The sequence below is a fragment of the Nocardioides flavescens genome, assembly GCF_009823805.1.
In the GTDB taxonomy this organism is placed as follows: domain Bacteria; phylum Actinomycetota; class Actinomycetes; order Propionibacteriales; family Nocardioidaceae; genus Nocardioides; species Nocardioides flavescens.
In genome coordinates, this window is sequence record NZ_WUEK01000005.1 from 258,343 (window position 1) to 271,808 (window position 13,466).

Annotated in this window: 17 protein-coding genes; 7 read left to right on the forward strand and 10 right to left on the reverse strand. The window is 69.0% G+C overall.

All coding sequences use genetic code 11. The features are described 5' to 3' along the window. Positions 1-57: 57 nt before the first annotated feature. Entirely contained in the window at positions 58-333 is a 276-nt protein-coding gene (locus GRQ65_RS10050) for a ubiquitin family protein (protein ID WP_237448032.1), read from the forward strand. On the opposite strand, the gene GRQ65_RS10055 is transcribed toward GRQ65_RS10050, so the two are convergent. Continuing rightward, positions 273-794, reverse strand: coding sequence for a VanZ family protein (locus GRQ65_RS10055; protein WP_160877773.1), 522 nt, complete (start codon positions 792-794; stop codon positions 273-275). The genes GRQ65_RS10050 and GRQ65_RS10055 overlap by 61 nt on opposite strands. A gap of 63 nt (positions 795-857) precedes the next feature. On the opposite strand from GRQ65_RS10055, the gene GRQ65_RS10060 reads away from it, so the two are divergent. From GRQ65_RS10060 to GRQ65_RS10075, 4 genes are all read left to right on the forward strand, one after another. Further along, a complete protein-coding gene (locus GRQ65_RS10060) occupies positions 858-1,316 on the forward strand; it encodes a TlpA family protein disulfide reductase (protein ID WP_337191613.1) in 459 nt (152 codons plus the stop codon). A 212-nt stretch (positions 1,317-1,528) separates the two neighbouring features. Next, entirely contained in the window at positions 1,529-1,981 is a 453-nt protein-coding gene (locus GRQ65_RS10065; RefSeq protein ID WP_160877775.1) for a DUF4395 family protein, read from the forward strand. Between the two features lie 62 nt (positions 1,982-2,043). Next, positions 2,044-2,892 (forward strand): sulfurtransferase, encoded by an 849-nt coding sequence (locus GRQ65_RS10070; protein ID WP_160877777.1) that lies wholly within the window; start codon positions 2,044-2,046, stop codon positions 2,890-2,892. Between the two features lies 1 nt (position 2,893). Next, entirely contained in the window at positions 2,894-3,193 is a 300-nt protein-coding gene (locus GRQ65_RS10075; RefSeq protein WP_160877779.1) for a DUF1416 domain-containing protein, read from the forward strand. Positions 3,194-3,327: 134 nt separating this feature from the next. Here the strand turns inward: GRQ65_RS10075 and GRQ65_RS10080 are convergent, their stop codons facing one another. Continuing rightward, complete coding sequence (locus tag GRQ65_RS10080) at positions 3,328-4,674, reverse strand: hyaluronate lyase N-terminal domain-containing protein (RefSeq protein ID WP_160877781.1); 1,347 nt, start codon at positions 4,672-4,674, stop codon at positions 3,328-3,330. Next, complete coding sequence (locus GRQ65_RS23975; RefSeq protein ID WP_337191614.1) at positions 4,671-4,805, reverse strand: hypothetical protein; 135 nt, start codon at positions 4,803-4,805, stop codon at positions 4,671-4,673. Before GRQ65_RS23975 ends, GRQ65_RS10080 begins: the two co-directional genes overlap by 4 nt. 503 nt (positions 4,806-5,308) lie before the next feature. On the opposite strand from GRQ65_RS23975, the gene GRQ65_RS10085 reads away from it, so the two are divergent. Further along, complete coding sequence (locus GRQ65_RS10085) at positions 5,309-5,809, forward strand: acyltransferase (protein WP_160877783.1); 501 nt, start codon at positions 5,309-5,311, stop codon at positions 5,807-5,809. Positions 5,810-5,855: 46 nt separating this feature from the next. On the opposite strand, the gene GRQ65_RS10090 is transcribed toward GRQ65_RS10085, so the two are convergent. After that, a complete protein-coding gene (locus GRQ65_RS10090) occupies positions 5,856-7,013 on the reverse strand; it encodes an acyltransferase family protein (RefSeq protein WP_160877785.1) in 1,158 nt (385 codons plus the stop codon). 119 nt (positions 7,014-7,132) lie between these two features. Between GRQ65_RS10090 and GRQ65_RS10095 the strand changes: the two genes are divergently transcribed. After that, positions 7,133-7,633, forward strand: a complete 501-nt coding sequence (locus tag GRQ65_RS10095) for an acyltransferase (protein ID WP_160877787.1) — start codon at positions 7,133-7,135, stop codon at positions 7,631-7,633. Between the two features lie 8 nt (positions 7,634-7,641). Here the strand turns inward: GRQ65_RS10095 and GRQ65_RS10100 are convergent, their stop codons facing one another. The 6 genes from GRQ65_RS10100 to cysD form a co-directional block, all read right to left on the reverse strand. Continuing rightward, a complete protein-coding gene (locus tag GRQ65_RS10100) occupies positions 7,642-8,112 on the reverse strand; it encodes a hypothetical protein (protein WP_160877789.1) in 471 nt (156 codons plus the stop codon). A gap of 322 nt (positions 8,113-8,434) precedes the next feature. Next, on the reverse strand, positions 8,435-8,770 hold the full coding sequence (locus tag GRQ65_RS10105; protein WP_160877791.1) for a glycosyl hydrolase family 28 protein: 336 nt from the start codon (positions 8,768-8,770) through the stop codon (positions 8,435-8,437). A gap of 193 nt (positions 8,771-8,963) precedes the next feature. Then, positions 8,964-9,305, reverse strand: coding sequence for a hypothetical protein (locus tag GRQ65_RS10110; protein ID WP_160877793.1), 342 nt, complete (start codon positions 9,303-9,305; stop codon positions 8,964-8,966). A 476-nt stretch (positions 9,306-9,781) separates the two neighbouring features. Next, positions 9,782-10,909, reverse strand: a complete 1,128-nt coding sequence (locus GRQ65_RS10115; protein WP_237448088.1) for an acyltransferase family protein — start codon at positions 10,907-10,909, stop codon at positions 9,782-9,784. Between the two features lie 140 nt (positions 10,910-11,049). After that, positions 11,050-12,381, reverse strand: a complete 1,332-nt coding sequence (cysN, locus tag GRQ65_RS10120) for a sulfate adenylyltransferase subunit CysN (RefSeq protein ID WP_160877797.1) — start codon at positions 12,379-12,381, stop codon at positions 11,050-11,052. After that, positions 12,381-13,295: a sulfate adenylyltransferase subunit CysD gene (gene cysD / locus GRQ65_RS10125; RefSeq protein ID WP_160877799.1), complete on the reverse strand. Its 915-nt coding sequence runs from the start codon at positions 13,293-13,295 to the stop codon at positions 12,381-12,383. The genes cysN and cysD overlap by 1 nt, the downstream gene beginning before the upstream one ends. Positions 13,296-13,466 lie beyond the last annotated feature (171 nt).

Below are 13,466 nucleotides of genomic sequence, written 5' to 3' on the forward strand. Positions count from 1 at the left end.
TCCGGCGGAGCAGCCCACAATAGGTAACCCGGCGTACACATTGGAAGGTTCCAACCGGTGCTTGAGACGAACATCATCCGCGTCCGTTACTGGGCCGCCGCGAAAGCGGCCGCCGGGACGGCCGCAGATGACCTCCCGGTTTCGGGGCCGTTGACGCTCGCCGAGGTGCGCCGCCGTGCGGTCGACTTGCACCCCGGCACCCGGCTCGCCGAGGTGCTGCAGGCGTGCTCGACCCTGCTCGGAGAGCAGCCCGTCGGCTCGCGCGATCCCAATCAGGTGGTCGTGGAGCCCGGCACGTCGGTGGAGTTCCTGCCGCCCTTCGCCGGCGGCTGACCCGCGCCCCGGTGCCGGCCCGGCGAGGGACGTGCAGGCCCGCGCACGGCGGCGCGCACCACGGTCCCGGCGAGCGCGCCCGCCAGCCCGCCGAGGGTGTTGGCCACGACGTCCACGGCCGAGGGGTGGCGACCCGGCAGCAGCAGCCCCTGGAGCACCTCGACCGCACAGGCCAGCGCGAACGCCGCGGCGGTCCAGTCGCGCCAGGTGCTGCGCGGCCAGATGAGGGCGCCGAGCCCGGAGACCGGCACGAGGATGAGGGCGTTGCAGACGAACTCCGCCCGGGCCTGGGTGACCTGCACCGGGTCCAGCCCGGCGCGGATCGCCAGCGTGGCCGCCTCACGCGCGAGGTCCGACTGCGTGCCTGACGACGGGGCGAGGAGCGCCACCGCCAGCGCGAGCGCATAGGCGACGAGGAGCCCCAGCAGGACCCTCCGCGACCCCGACCCCGACACCGACATCCACCGACGATCCCACGGGCGCCCGACCCGGTCAGGAATGCCCCGCCGCCCCACGCCGTTGCCGTGATCGTGACCACCGGACTCGTCGTACTGATCGCCGCCGTTGTGCTGGCGCTGGGCTTCGGGGCGTTCCGCGCCGTCTCCGACGGACGGTTCCGGACGCGTCGAGTCGAGACGCCAGCGGCTGAGCCGGTGTCGGTGCCTGTCTCGGTCCTCGACGGCACGGCGTACGACGAGCAGCGCGGCGAGCGGGCGACGCTGCTGCAGTTCTCCTCGGCGTTCTGCGCGCCCTGCCGGGCGACGCGACGGGTGCTGTCCGAGGTGGCCGAGGTCGTCCCGGGCGTGCGGCACGTCGAGATCGACGCCGAGCACCACCTCGAGCTGGTCCGGGCCCTCGGCGTGGTGCGGACCCCGACCACCCTCGTGCTCGACGGCACGGGTCGGGAGGTCACCCGGGCGGCCGGCGCCCCCTCGAAGCAGGCCGTGATGGCGTCGCTCGAGTCCGCCGTGTCCGCTGAGTGAGACGCCTGTCCGCATCCTGGGACGTCGGGATGCTCGACGAGGGCGCCGCCCGTACTGTCGTCACCATGGCCTCAACCATGCTGACCCGCCGCCGCGCAGTGGACCACTGCCGCGTGCGCTCGTCGCTCTGTCGCCGCTCCTGACGCATCCCGGGCAGGTCCCGCCCGGGTGACGCGCCCGAGCCGACCGTCCGACCCCGAGGAGCCATCGCCGTGACCGCAACGTCCAGCAGTCCCACCGCGCAGCGCACGGGCATCGACCCGCGCGGACCGCAGTTCACTGCTGCGCTCACCGCCGCCGTCCTCGCCGTCGCTCTGGTGCTGCCCGCGGCCGCCGCGACGGTCCTCGTGGCGGTCCAAGCGGTCTTCTTCGCGATCGGGGCCACCCGCGGCGTCCAGCGCACACCGCACGCGTGGCTGTTCCGCACCCTGGTGCGCCCGCGCCTCGCTCCGCCGAGCGAGCTCGAGGACCCGGCGCCGCCGCGGTTCGCGCAGACGGTCGGGCTGGCGTTCACGGTGGTCGCGCTCGTCGGCTTCGCGACCGGCGTCACGCTGCTCGGTCAGGTCGCTGTCGGCCTCGCGCTGGTCGCGGCGCTGCTCAACGCGGTCTTCGCCTTCTGCCTCGGCTGCGAGGTGTACCTCCTGCTCAAGCGCGCCACGGCCTGACCCACCGCCCTCCCGGGCACCACCCCCACAGACTTCGAGAAGAACAAGAGAGAAGGAACCAGATGACCCGCGAGAACTCGCTCGTCTCCGCCCAGTGGGTCGAGGAGCACCTCGACGACCCGAAGATCGTGCTGATCGAGGTCGACGAGGACACCTCGGCGTACGACAAGGGCCACATCAAGGGAGCCATCAAGCTCGACTGGACGACCGACCTGCAGGACCAGGTCCGTCGCGACTTCGTCAACAAGCAGCAGTTCGAGGAGCTCCTCTCGAGCAAGGGCGTGTCGAACGACGACACCGTCGTGCTCTACGGCGGCAACAACAACTGGTTCGCCGCCTACGCCTACTGGTACTTCAAGCTCTACGGCCACCAGGACGTCAAGCTCCTCGACGGCGGCCGCAAGAAGTGGGAGCTCGACTCCCGCGAGCTGACCGACGAGCTCCCCTCGCGCGAGACCACGTCGTACACCGCGCAGGAGCAGGACCACTCGATCCGCGCCTTCCGCGACGAGACCGTGGCTGCCATCGGCACCCAGAACCTCGTCGACGTCCGCAGCCCCGACGAGTACGCCGGCCGCCTGCTCGCCCCGGCCCACCTCCCGCAGGAGCAGGCCCAGCGCGGCGGCCACATCCCCACCGCCGCCAACGTGCCGTGGAGCAAGGCCGCGAACGACGACGGCACCTTCAAGTCCGACGACGAGCTGCGCCAGATCTACACCGACGCCGGCGTCGACTGGGACAAGGACACCATCGCCTACTGCCGCATCGGCGAGCGCTCCTCGCACACCTGGTTCGTGCTCAAGGAGCTCCTCGGCCAGGACAACGTCAAGAACTACGACGGCTCGTGGACCGAGTACGGCTCCCTCGTCGGCGTCCCGGTCGTCCTCGGTGACGAGAAGGGCGAGGCCTGAGATGTGCGGAGCTGTGAAGGGTGGTCTCTCGCTCGACGGCGTCAACGTGGCCAAGGAGGCCGTGATCCAGGGCCAGGTCCTGCGCGGTGACCAGCCGGTCGGCAACGCCTACGTGCGCCTGCTCGACCGCACCGGCGAGTTCACCGCCGAGGTCCCGACCTCGGCCACCGGCCACTTCCGGTTCTTCGCCGGCGAGGGCGACTGGACCCTGCGCACCCTCGCGCCCCAGGCCGACCCCGTCGACCGCGCCGTCCACGCCCAGGTCGGCTCCGTCGCCGAGGTGACTGTCGCGCTCTCCTGAGCCGCCTCCCGTCGTACGACATACAGCAGCCCCGCACCGAGAGGAGCGGGGCTGCCGTCGCTCTGTTGGCTGACGACGGACGAAGTCCTGTCTCGAAGCCACGGGTCGAGGCGGGGGCCTCTGCTCAGACCGGCCTATGCGAAGGCGGACAGAACGCCGGGTCGGATCGCGGCAGCGATCTTGGCGTACGTCGGGCCGGAGGGGTGGATGCCGTCGGTCGCTGCGGGCGCACCGTCTGTGAGCGCCCATTTCCCGGAGTTCCGCTCCGACTCGACGACGTCCGCGACCTCGAAGAAGCCTGTGAGCGGGGCGGGCTTCGTCCGGATCCAGTCATTGAGTGCGATCCGTGTCGGGTGCTTCGAGTACGGCGTCTGTCCCTCCACGGTGGTCCATCCGTCAGAGCTGGAGGACCACGGCGTGATGGTCGACTGCCACACCGGCAGTCCCAGGAGGCTGAGCGCCGTCCACAGACGGGTGAGATTGGCCTGGATCGTGGTCAGCGAGGCTCCGCCGTTCAGGTCATTGGCGCCGTACTCCACCCACGCGTACGACGCGTGCCGCGCCAGCGCGAGTCTCCGGCGCCCTGAGTCCGCTCCTGACCCGTTGCCGATGAAGGCACCGGCAGTGCCGCCACCACCGTTGAGGCGCAGGACGCCGACGTCCGGAGAGACAGCTCGGAGCAGGTAGCCCCCGTCCTCGGGGACGGCGTCGCGCTGTGCGTTGCTCAGACTGTCGCCGAAGAAGGCGACGGACCGTCCGGCCGACCCGTCGGCCAAGATCGCGAGCGGGGCCCAGGCGGGGGTGTTCTCGTCGGCGACCACGGAGAAGCCGGAGGCCGCGCCGTACACCGCGCTGGTAGAGGTGGCCGTCCCCTCTCCCAGCGAGGCCCTCAGCGCCGCGGTCGAGAGCACCGACCCGCCACCCGCGACCGACCGCTCTGCACGTAGGAACCCCGTCGAGCCGGCGGTGACGAAGACCCCGAGCGGGTCGGAGACTCGGTGCGAGCCCGGCGCAATCGTCGTGGCCTGCTGCCCGTCGAAGGTGAACGGGGTGACGACACCGGCGTACTCCAGCGCGGCGCGCACGGTCAGGTCACCGGGCTGTGCGCCCTCACCGTTGCCCCATCCGGTGACCAGGACTCTCAGCCCGACCGCGTCCTCGACGAAGGTGTGCGAGGTGCGGGTGGTCTGGAGTGCAGCCGTGTCGCCGGTGTTGATGGCCCGGCCCAGCGCGCGAGCGGTGACGCTCGTCGGCGCACTCCGGCCGGTTCGAAGGACGGTCGTCGGCGTGGTGGAGTCGGCGATCAGGGCCGCTACCGCGTCCTCGTGCAGGAACGACGGCAGGTCGGCCCAGGCCGTCTCGCCATCGCCCATCTTGATGAAGCCGGTCGTGATGTCGAACGCCGGCTCACCCGCGGCCAGCACCGGGTTCGACGCCTGCCACTGAGCAGTGGTCCCGCGGCGGAGCTTGATGGTCGTCACGGCGTGCCCCCGTCGATGGTGTCGTCCTCGGGAGTGGGTGCCTCCGCTGCGGCCGGCGCGCCGCTCACGACGACCACTGCCGCAGGGGCGCCGAGGATGCCTGCGAGCAGGCTCCTCCTCGAGGCGCTCACGGTGTGCCCCCGTCGATGACGTCCGGCGCAGCACCCGACGGTCCCGGTGGACCGGCTGGACCTGCCACACCCGAGGGACCCGTGGCGCCGACCGGACCCGCCGGGCCAGCCGGGCCCGGTCCGCGGGTGATCGAGACGCGCTTCGCGCCGGCGGGGCACTTGCCCCGCGCGGTCGCGGACACCACGGCGCTCTTGCGCACACAGACCTGGACGGTGTCTTCGTCGGAGGGCGAGGCAATGGCCACCGCGCCCCCCACAGCACTGAGTCCCACGACGCTTCCAGCCACGACCATTCCAACCCCCCGTAGACGCACCCGCAGATCATCCGCCAGGTCGTGCACGAAGGGAAGCCGCGACGTGCCGCACTGCTCAAGGCTCGTGACCGGCAGTCGAGACGAACCGAGTGGCCGTCCCGGGAACGAGTGAACCCGTGTGTTCGCGCGCAGGTGTCCAGATTCGACCGGTGCGACCATCACAGCGGCGGGGTCGCCTACGGTTCGGCCATGTCGCTCCTGCGCAAAGTGAGCCACCGGCTGCGTCAGCCCAGCCGCCGCGGCCACCAGGTGGACCCCAGCGCTCGTCTGCACCCCACGGTGCGTCTCGAGCGCGCGGGAGTCGCAATCGGCGCGCGGGCCCGGATCGGAGGCGGCTGCGTCCTCGTCGGGCCCTTGAAAATCGGCGACGCCTGCTTCCTCAACGAAGGCGTCTACGTCGGCCCGGACGTTCAACTGGCCGAGAACGTCGCTCTCGGCCAGTTCGTGCGCCTCATCACTGGCACGCACGAGATCGGCGATCCGAACCGTCGAGCCCAGGACACGATCCGCAAGCCCATCACGGTTGGCCGAGGCGCAGCGCTGGCGGCCGGTGTCATGGTGATGCCGGGGGTCACGATCGGCGCGGGGGCGGTCGTCCTCGCCGGATCGGTCGTGACCCGCGACGTCGCACCCAACGCGCTCGTGGGCGGTTCGCCCGCTCGTCTCGTTCGCGATCTGTCAACGGACTAGCAGCGCATCGGTACCGGGCGAAAGCGCAGAGCCGGGAGGCCGGCCGCTAGACGACCGCGCTGGGCTCCGGCGTCTTGAGCTCCTGCTTCTGGTGCCCGGTCATGAACCGGCGCTCGACCAACAGGTGCGGGATGTAGCTCAGGGCGACCGCGGCCGGAGTGATGACCAGCCACATAACAGCCAAGCGGACCGCGAGAGGCATGTCGATGTGGATGAGGCCGAGGTTGCTCAGGCCGATCAAGGGGCTGTGGAAGAGGTAGATGCTGTAGGAGAACAGCCCGATCTTGACGAGGGTACGCGACTCAAGGGCGCGGATGACCCAGTTGCTGCGGCCTTCGGCCGACGCCGACGCGAGAGCGAAGAGACCGAGCGCGAAGACCAGGCCGACGCCGACCTCGGTGAGCCACTCGTTGGGCCGGAGCCGGTACTGGAACGCGATCATGACGACCGCGATCAGCGCGGCGCCGACCGCTGCGGTCGGTCCGGCAAGCGGCACGCGGCGGCCGCGGGTGACCTCTTGGGCGGCGAGCATCCCGGCGGCGAAGAGCCCGATGTACCAGAAGTGGGCGCCGTCGAAGCGGGGGGCGATGAAGTGCAGTGCCCACCCGAAGAACACGCCAAGGGCGATGACGGGGATCCCGCCGAAGCGGCGCCAGAGCGGGATCAGGACGAGCGGCATGAGGACGTATATCTGGACTTCGGTGGCGACTGACCAGAGGGGGCCGTTGACTTGGTCGTGCCAGCTCGCGTCGAGGTTGTGGACCATGACCAGGTGGGCGAGGACCCCGTCGACGGTGATCGGAACCTTGCCCGCCCAGCGGGTGCCGGCCGGGTCGCGGAAGAACGGCACGGCGAGGATGAGGACGAGGAAGAACAGGAAGGAGGCGTAATACGGCGGCAGGATGCGGCGTGCGCGCCTTACGGCGAAACCACGCAGTCCATCGCGGAGCTCGTAGCCGGGTCGACGGGCGATCGGCAGCATGAGGACGAACCCGGACAGGACGATGAAGATCGCGACCGCGAAGCTGCCGTTGAGCACGATTCGAGCGAGCGGGCCGAAGGCGTCGGTGGTCTCGCCGGCGAGGCCGGTGAAGAGGAAGGCGTGGAAGAAGGCGACCGAGAGCGCCGCGAGCGCACGTAGACCGTCGATGAACTCGAAGTTGGGCCGGCTGGGCCCCGTGCGTGCAGCATCGGTCGAACTCACAGCAGGACCCCCGTCGTGTCTGGATTGACGGGCGGCACTGTAACCGGGCGCTGCTCTAGCCACCAACCGTCCAGCTCGGTACCTATGGGTGAGGCATGTTGGGTGAGAGGGTTCTGCCCATGTCGCTCACCCAGGAGGTCAGCCAACGGCTTCGTCGGCCCAGCCGCCGCGGCCATCAGGTCGACGCCAGTGCACGTCTGCACCACACCGTGCGTCTCGAGCGGCACGGCGTCGCGATCGGCGCGAGGACCAGGGTCGGCGGTGGCTGCGTGCTCGTCGGCCCACTGCAGATCGATGACGCCTGCTTCCTCAACGAGGGGGTTAATGTCACCCCTGCGGTGCATCTCGAGGAGAACGTCTCCATCGGTCAGTTCGTGCGCCTCATCACCGGCACCCACGAGATCGGCGACCGCAACCGTCGAGCCCAGGACACGATCCGCAAGCCCATCACCGTTGGCCGCGGTGCCTGGATCGCTGCTGGTTCGATGGTGATGCCAGGGGTCACGATCGGCGCCGGGGCCGTCGTCGCTGCCGGTTCGGTGGTGACCCGAGACGTCGCCCCCAACACGCTCGTGATGGGGACGCCGGCTCGTTTCGTGCGTGACCTGCCGATGGACTGAACAACAGCTCAGGCGTTCGCGAAAGCAACGATCCGGTTCCACGCCGTCCCATCCCCGATGTACTTGCCCGAGGTGGTGGCGCTGCCGCCGGTGAGGTCGACGCTCTTGGCGACGTGCTCGGAGCCGCGGGTCGGCAGCGGGTTGACGTCGCCGGCGATGACCTCGGGCACGTCGCCGCCGAAGCGGAGCTTGCTGGCGGCGCCGGTGTAGTGCTGCACGCCGGCCGAGAACAGGTCCACGCGTGCGTCGGACACCTGACCGGTCTCCGAGGTTGTCGACCGGAGAGCTGGGCCGCTCATGACCATGGCCCTGACGTTCTCGACCAGCATGCCGGTGATGGCGGCTCCGGTGTTGTTGAGGAACGCGGCTGCCCGTCGCAACGTGACGTTGCGGAAGGTGATGCTCGCGAAGGTCCCCGAGGGCAGCGAGCAGAGGGTGCCGCCGTTGACTGTGTTGTCGGTGGTGACGTTCTCGAGCACGATATCGACGCCGCCGGCTTGGCCCCGTTGGCGTTGATGAACTCGACGAGCGCGGCCCAGTCACCGATCTTGATGTTGCGCCCGACGATGCTCTTCAGGCCGGGGGTATCGACCGCGAAGACGTACTTCGCATCGCCGGTGTAGCCGTCGAGGACGACGTCGGAGAGGTCGCCAGCGGAGGGGGCCGCGGTCACGTAGCCAGTGGCTCCGAACTCGATGATCGGCCAAGCGCTGCCAGCCTGATTGTTGATGTTGCTCGCTCGGACCACGGAGAGCTTCGACCCGTCGCCGGCTTGGAGACGCATGGGCGTGATGCCGATGTTCACGTTGACGTTGGAGAGGTAGACCCCGACGATGTCGCGGTCGGAAGCGTTCGGCAGCGCCTTGCGTAGGCGTGGATCGGCGGACTGGTGTTCTGCGCGTAGACCGAGCACAGGTCGTCACCGGTGTGGCCGGTGATCCCGTCGATCACGATGTTGCGGCACCCTGGGCCGACGTCGATCCCGTCCTGGTTGGTGTGGCAGTCGTTCTGCGCGAGGTGGATGTCGCGCCAGGTCATGTTCACGCAGGCCTGCTGGATCGCAGAGAAGGCTGCGGTGGGGCCGATCTGAACGCCCTGGATCAGGCAGTTGCGGGCGTTGACGAAGAAGAGCCCCATGCCGGTGCGGATGTCGCCCGCGCCGCCGCCCGCTCGGATCTGGTTAGAGATCCCCTTGCCAGCGGAGTAGGCGCTCGCGAGGGGAGCGGCCAGGGTGGCGGTGTATGGCGCGGTCTGGGTGCAGGCGGTGACCGTGACAGGCTCGTTGGTGGCGTGGACCCCGACGCGGTACGAAACGGCGGGGAGGGCTCGCTCAGCACCAGGGAGGTCGCGCCGGCCGCGGCAGCGGTAGTGATGACTGCGCCGATGACGGAGCGGAGGCGGGCCCGGCCGGAGCCGATGATGCTGAAGTACTCTCGTCGCCGGTGGCGTCCTGGTTGGCGTTGCGGATGAGGACGCAGTTCAAGAACGGCGCGAGCTGGATCTCGGCGTCGCGCATGAACAGCTGCGAGCGGGACGTCATCTGGACCGTGTTGTTCACGACGTAATCGCTGGTCAGCGCGACTCGGCGCAGGAGCGCGCCGCTCAGGGCGGCGTTGATGTTGGCGAGGTCGGTGGCCCCGGTTGCGTCCCCGGATGGCAGGAGCGTCGGCACGCCAGCCGACGAGATGATGCCGAACGCAAGGGTGCCGTTGGACTGCAGGAGCGGGACCTGCCCAGGGGTCGCTCCGGTGCGGTTGATCTGCGGCTCAGTCGAGGCCGAAAGCGTGGTTGAAGCCGACTAGGACCTGCGCCTCTCACACACAAATTGGGCGCACGTGGACGTGGACGGATGCGGCCAGGAGCCGATGACCGGGTTTCGAGGACTGCCGCTCCACACCCGGACAATGACAGGGCGAATCGGACCCTCGAACGGTTCGAGCCGGAGTTCCCGAAGATCGGGCCGCATATGGGCAGTGCCGCTCAGGCGGTGCGCCTGTCCGGAGGGCTGATCGAGCGGGGCACGAACCACGACTGGCGCGACTCAACCTAGCGGTCTCAGAAACCGTTGGTCGTGGCTGAGATGAAGGGGAATTGCGGTCCGGCCGCGGACGCTGCGTCGCGACCAGAGGTTCATGGGCATGGATGTGCTCAACGTAGAGCTGTCTCGCGCGCACGATCCCGAACGGGTGCCGCATCCTCGCTGCTGAAGACGTCGTCAGCGTGTCCAGTCGCGAACTGCGACGCGTCGAACCGAGTCCGAAGGTGCCTGCCGAGAGCTTCTACCGTGAACCAGCTGACCGTTGCCACTAGCACCGTTGCGACGGCACTGACGACTAGCAACTCTCGCCCGTGGATTCCGGAGGAGGCTCCGATCCACGAGACCAGAGGCCAGTTCCACAGGTACGCCGCGTAGGAGATGGTTCCGAGCCCCAGTAGCGGTACGGCCACCTTCGGAGCCGTGGGCCAGCGCCGCGCTTCCCAGATCATCAGCACGGTGCAGACGGACACGAGCGTGGGGTAGAGCAGGTAGGTGAGCGCCGAGTCCTTGCCCACCGGCGCGAGGGCCATCGCGACGAGCGCGGCGAGGCCCACGGCCGCACCCCAGGGTCGTAGTCCGGTGCGCAGCAACGCGTCGAGCCGGCTGCGGTAGCAGTAGGCGGCCGCGCCGACCGCCATGCTGGACGCCCAGGTGGTGGGCAGCGTGTAGATCGCCTCGGGGCGCCCAACGGCGATCAGCGAGACCCAGCACACGGTCGTGAGTACGACGGCGGTGGTGACGGCCAGCCGGCCGGGCGTGATCCGGCGCCGCACGGCGAGGAAGATCAGAGCCGGCCACACGAGATAGAACTGCTCCTCAACGGCCAGCGTCCACAAGTGCGTGAGGGCGCCCATCTCCACGGGGAGATTGAGGTCGGAGGTGTAGGTCAGGGCCACGATCACCGTGAGCGGCAGCTCCGATCGCTGGCCGAGCGGGTTCCACGCCGCTTCGACGAGGGCGTACACCAGGACCAGGAGGACGAGCGCCGGGACCAACCTCAAGAACCGGTGGACGTAGAAGCGCTTCCACCGAGGACGCTCGACATCCTCCACGTCGCGAATCAGCAAACCTGTGATCAGGTAGCCGCTGAGCGCGAAGAATATGGTGACGCCGACGATCCCCGCTGCGCTGAACATGTCGCCGAGCGCGTGTCGGACCATGACGAGCCCGACCGCGATCCCACGAATGACATCGAGCCCCTGGTTGCGCCCCCCGATGGGCACAGTATTGATGTTCATCACGTTCCCCCGTGGACGTAGACCATTCGACCGTCTCATCGAACGTTGACTGGCGCAACCACCTCGAGCTCCAGAACTTGCCTATCGATGACAGCAGCCCCGCACCAAGACGGTGCGGGGCTGCTCTGAGTGTGTCGGGTTCAGCCGGCGGAGTTGATCATCCCGGCGCCGACGGTGACGCCGGTGGCCTCGTCGATGAGGATGAACGAGCCGGTGGTGCGGTTCTTCGAGTACGGGTCGCAGAGCAGCGGCTGGGTGGTGCGCAGCTGGATGCGGCCGATCTCGTTGAGGCCGAGCTCCTGGGTCTCCTGGTCGCGGTGGAGCGTGTTGACGTCCAGGCGGTACTGGATGCCCTTGACCAGGGCCCGCGCGGTGCGGGTGGTGTGCTTGATGGCCAGCTTCTGCCGCGGGCGCAGCGGGGTGTTGGTCATCCAGCAGACCATCGCGTCGATGTCCTGGCTGGGCTGCGGTGCGTTGTTGACCCGGGCGATCATGTCGCCGCGCGAGACGTCGACGTCGTCCTCGAGACGCACCGTGACCGACATGGGCGGGAACGCCTCGGTGACCTCGCGGTCGAAGAGGTCGATGCCGGCGATCTTGCTGGTCATGCCCGAGGGGAGCACGACGACCTCGTCACCGGGCTTGAGGACGCCGCCGGCCACCATGCCGGCGTAGCCGCGGTAGTCGTGGTGTTCGTCGGACTTGGGGCGCACGACGTACTGCACCGGTAAGCGCACGTCCATGAGGTCACGGTCGGAGGCGACATGGACGTGCTCGAGGTGGTGCATCAGCGTCGGGCCGCTGTACCAGCTCATCTTCTCCGAACGCGTCACGACGTTGTCGCCGTTGAGCGCCGAGATCGGGATGACCTCGAGGTCCGGGATGTTGAGCTTGGTCGCGAACTGCGTGAACTCGGCGTGGATCTTCTCGTAGACCGACTGGTCGAAGTCGACGAGGTCCATCTTGTTCACGGCCAGCACGAGGTGCGGCACCCGCAGCAGGCTGAGGATGACTGCGTGGCGGCGCGACTGCTCGGTGAGACCCTGACGAGCGTCGACCAGCACCAGGCCGAGGTCGGCGGTGGAGGCGCCGGTGACCATGTTGCGGGTGTACTGCACGTGGCCCGGGGTGTCCGCGATGATGAACTTGCGGTTGGGCGTCGCGAAGTAGCGGTACGCCACGTCGATCGTGATGCCCTGCTCGCGCTCGGAGCGCAGACCGTCGGTCAACAGCGCGAGGTCGGTGTAGTCGTAGCCCTTGGAGACGCTGGTCGCCTCGACCGCCTCGAGCTGGTCGGCGAAGATCGACTTGGAGTCGAGCAGCAGCCGACCGATGAGGGTCGACTTGCCGTCGTCGACGGATCCGGCGGTGGCGAAGCGGAGCAGGTCGGCCTCGCGGCCGGCGAGACCGGTGGTCGCCCCGTCCTGCTCGGCAGCCTGGGCGGCGTAGTCCTCGGGAGTGGTGTCGGACATCAGAAGTAGCCCTCCTTCTTCCGGTCCTCCATGGCCGCTTCGCTGAAGCGGTCATCTCCCCGGGTCGCGCCGCGTTCGGTGACCGTGGCCACGGCGATCTCGTCGATGATCTTCTCGATGGTGTCGGCTTCGGACTCCACGCAGCCGGTGAGCGTGAGGTCACCGACGGTGCGGAAGCGCACCGTGCGCTCCTCGACCGTCTCGTTGCCGCGGGTGGGGTTGAACTCGCTCTCCGAGAGCAGCATCCCGTCGCGCAGGAACACCCGGCGCTGGTGGGAGAAGTAGATGGAGGGGATCTCGATGCCCTCGCGACCGATGTAGTCCCAGATGTCGAGCTCGGTCCAGTTGCTGATCGGGAAGATCCGCATGTGCTCGCCCTCGTGGAGGCGGCCGTTGTAGAGGCTCCAGAGCTCGGGGCGCTGGTTCTTCGGGTCCCACTGGCCGAACTCGTCGCGGTGGGAGTAGACGCGCTCCTTGGCGCGGGCCTTCTCCTCGTCGCGGCGTCCGCCACCGAAGGCGGCGGTGAAGCCGCCGTCCTCGAGGGCGTTGAGCAGGGTGCCGATCTGCAGGCGGTTGCGCGAGGTCTTGCCGTCGTCGACGACGACGCCGTTCGCGATCGCCTCCTCGACGCTGGCCACGATCAGGCGGACGCCGAGGCGGTCGACCCAGTTGTCGCGGCAGGCGAGGACCTCGGGGAAGTCGTAGCCCGTGTCGACCTGCAGGACCGGGAACGGGATCTTCGCCGGGTAGAAGGCCTTCTCGGCGAGGCGCATCATCACGATGGAGTCCTTGCCGCCCGAGAACATCAGGACGGGCTTCTCGAACTCTGCCGCGACCTCGCGGAAGATGTGGATGGACTCGGCCTCGAGCTGGTCGAGCTGGCTCAGCCGGTAGTCGGCGTGCGTTTCGGTCATGTGCTGCGGGAGACCTCTTCTGCGGGGGCGGGCTGCAGACAGGCTGCAGCACGAGAGCAGCCGACAGCGTATCCGCCGCGCTGGGGACCGTCGAAATGCTGTCCAAACTCGGCTGACGAACTGCAGATTCAGACCAGCGGTGGCGCTCGTCATCCGCCGTTCATCCGCGCG

What these genes read in the sequence shown, in the direction of transcription:
- GRQ65_RS10070 (WP_160877777.1), top strand. Translation starts at nt 2,044, where the DNA reads ATGACCCGCGAGAACTCGCTCGTCTCCGCCCAGTGGGTCGAGGAGCAC.
- GRQ65_RS10105 (WP_160877791.1), bottom strand. Translation starts at nt 8,770, where the DNA reads ATGGGGCTCTTCTTCGTCAACGCCCGCAACTGCCTGATCCAGGGCGTT.
- GRQ65_RS10055 (WP_160877773.1), bottom strand. Translation starts at nt 794, where the DNA reads ATGTCGGTGTCGGGGTCGGGGTCGCGGAGGGTCCTGCTGGGGCTCCTC.
- cysN (WP_160877797.1), bottom strand. Translation starts at nt 12,381, where the DNA reads ATGTCCGACACCACTCCCGAGGACTACGCCGCCCAGGCTGCCGAGCAG.
- GRQ65_RS10085 (WP_160877783.1), top strand. Translation starts at nt 5,309, where the DNA reads ATGTCGCTCCTGCGCAAAGTGAGCCACCGGCTGCGTCAGCCCAGCCGC.
- cysD (WP_160877799.1), bottom strand. Translation starts at nt 13,295, where the DNA reads ATGACCGAAACGCACGCCGACTACCGGCTGAGCCAGCTCGACCAGCTC.
- GRQ65_RS10115 (WP_237448088.1), bottom strand. Translation starts at nt 10,909, where the DNA reads ATGAACATCAATACTGTGCCCATCGGGGGGCGCAACCAGGGGCTCGAT.
- GRQ65_RS10095 (WP_160877787.1), top strand. Translation starts at nt 7,133, where the DNA reads ATGTCGCTCACCCAGGAGGTCAGCCAACGGCTTCGTCGGCCCAGCCGC.
- GRQ65_RS10075 (WP_160877779.1), top strand. Translation starts at nt 2,894, where the DNA reads ATGTGCGGAGCTGTGAAGGGTGGTCTCTCGCTCGACGGCGTCAACGTG.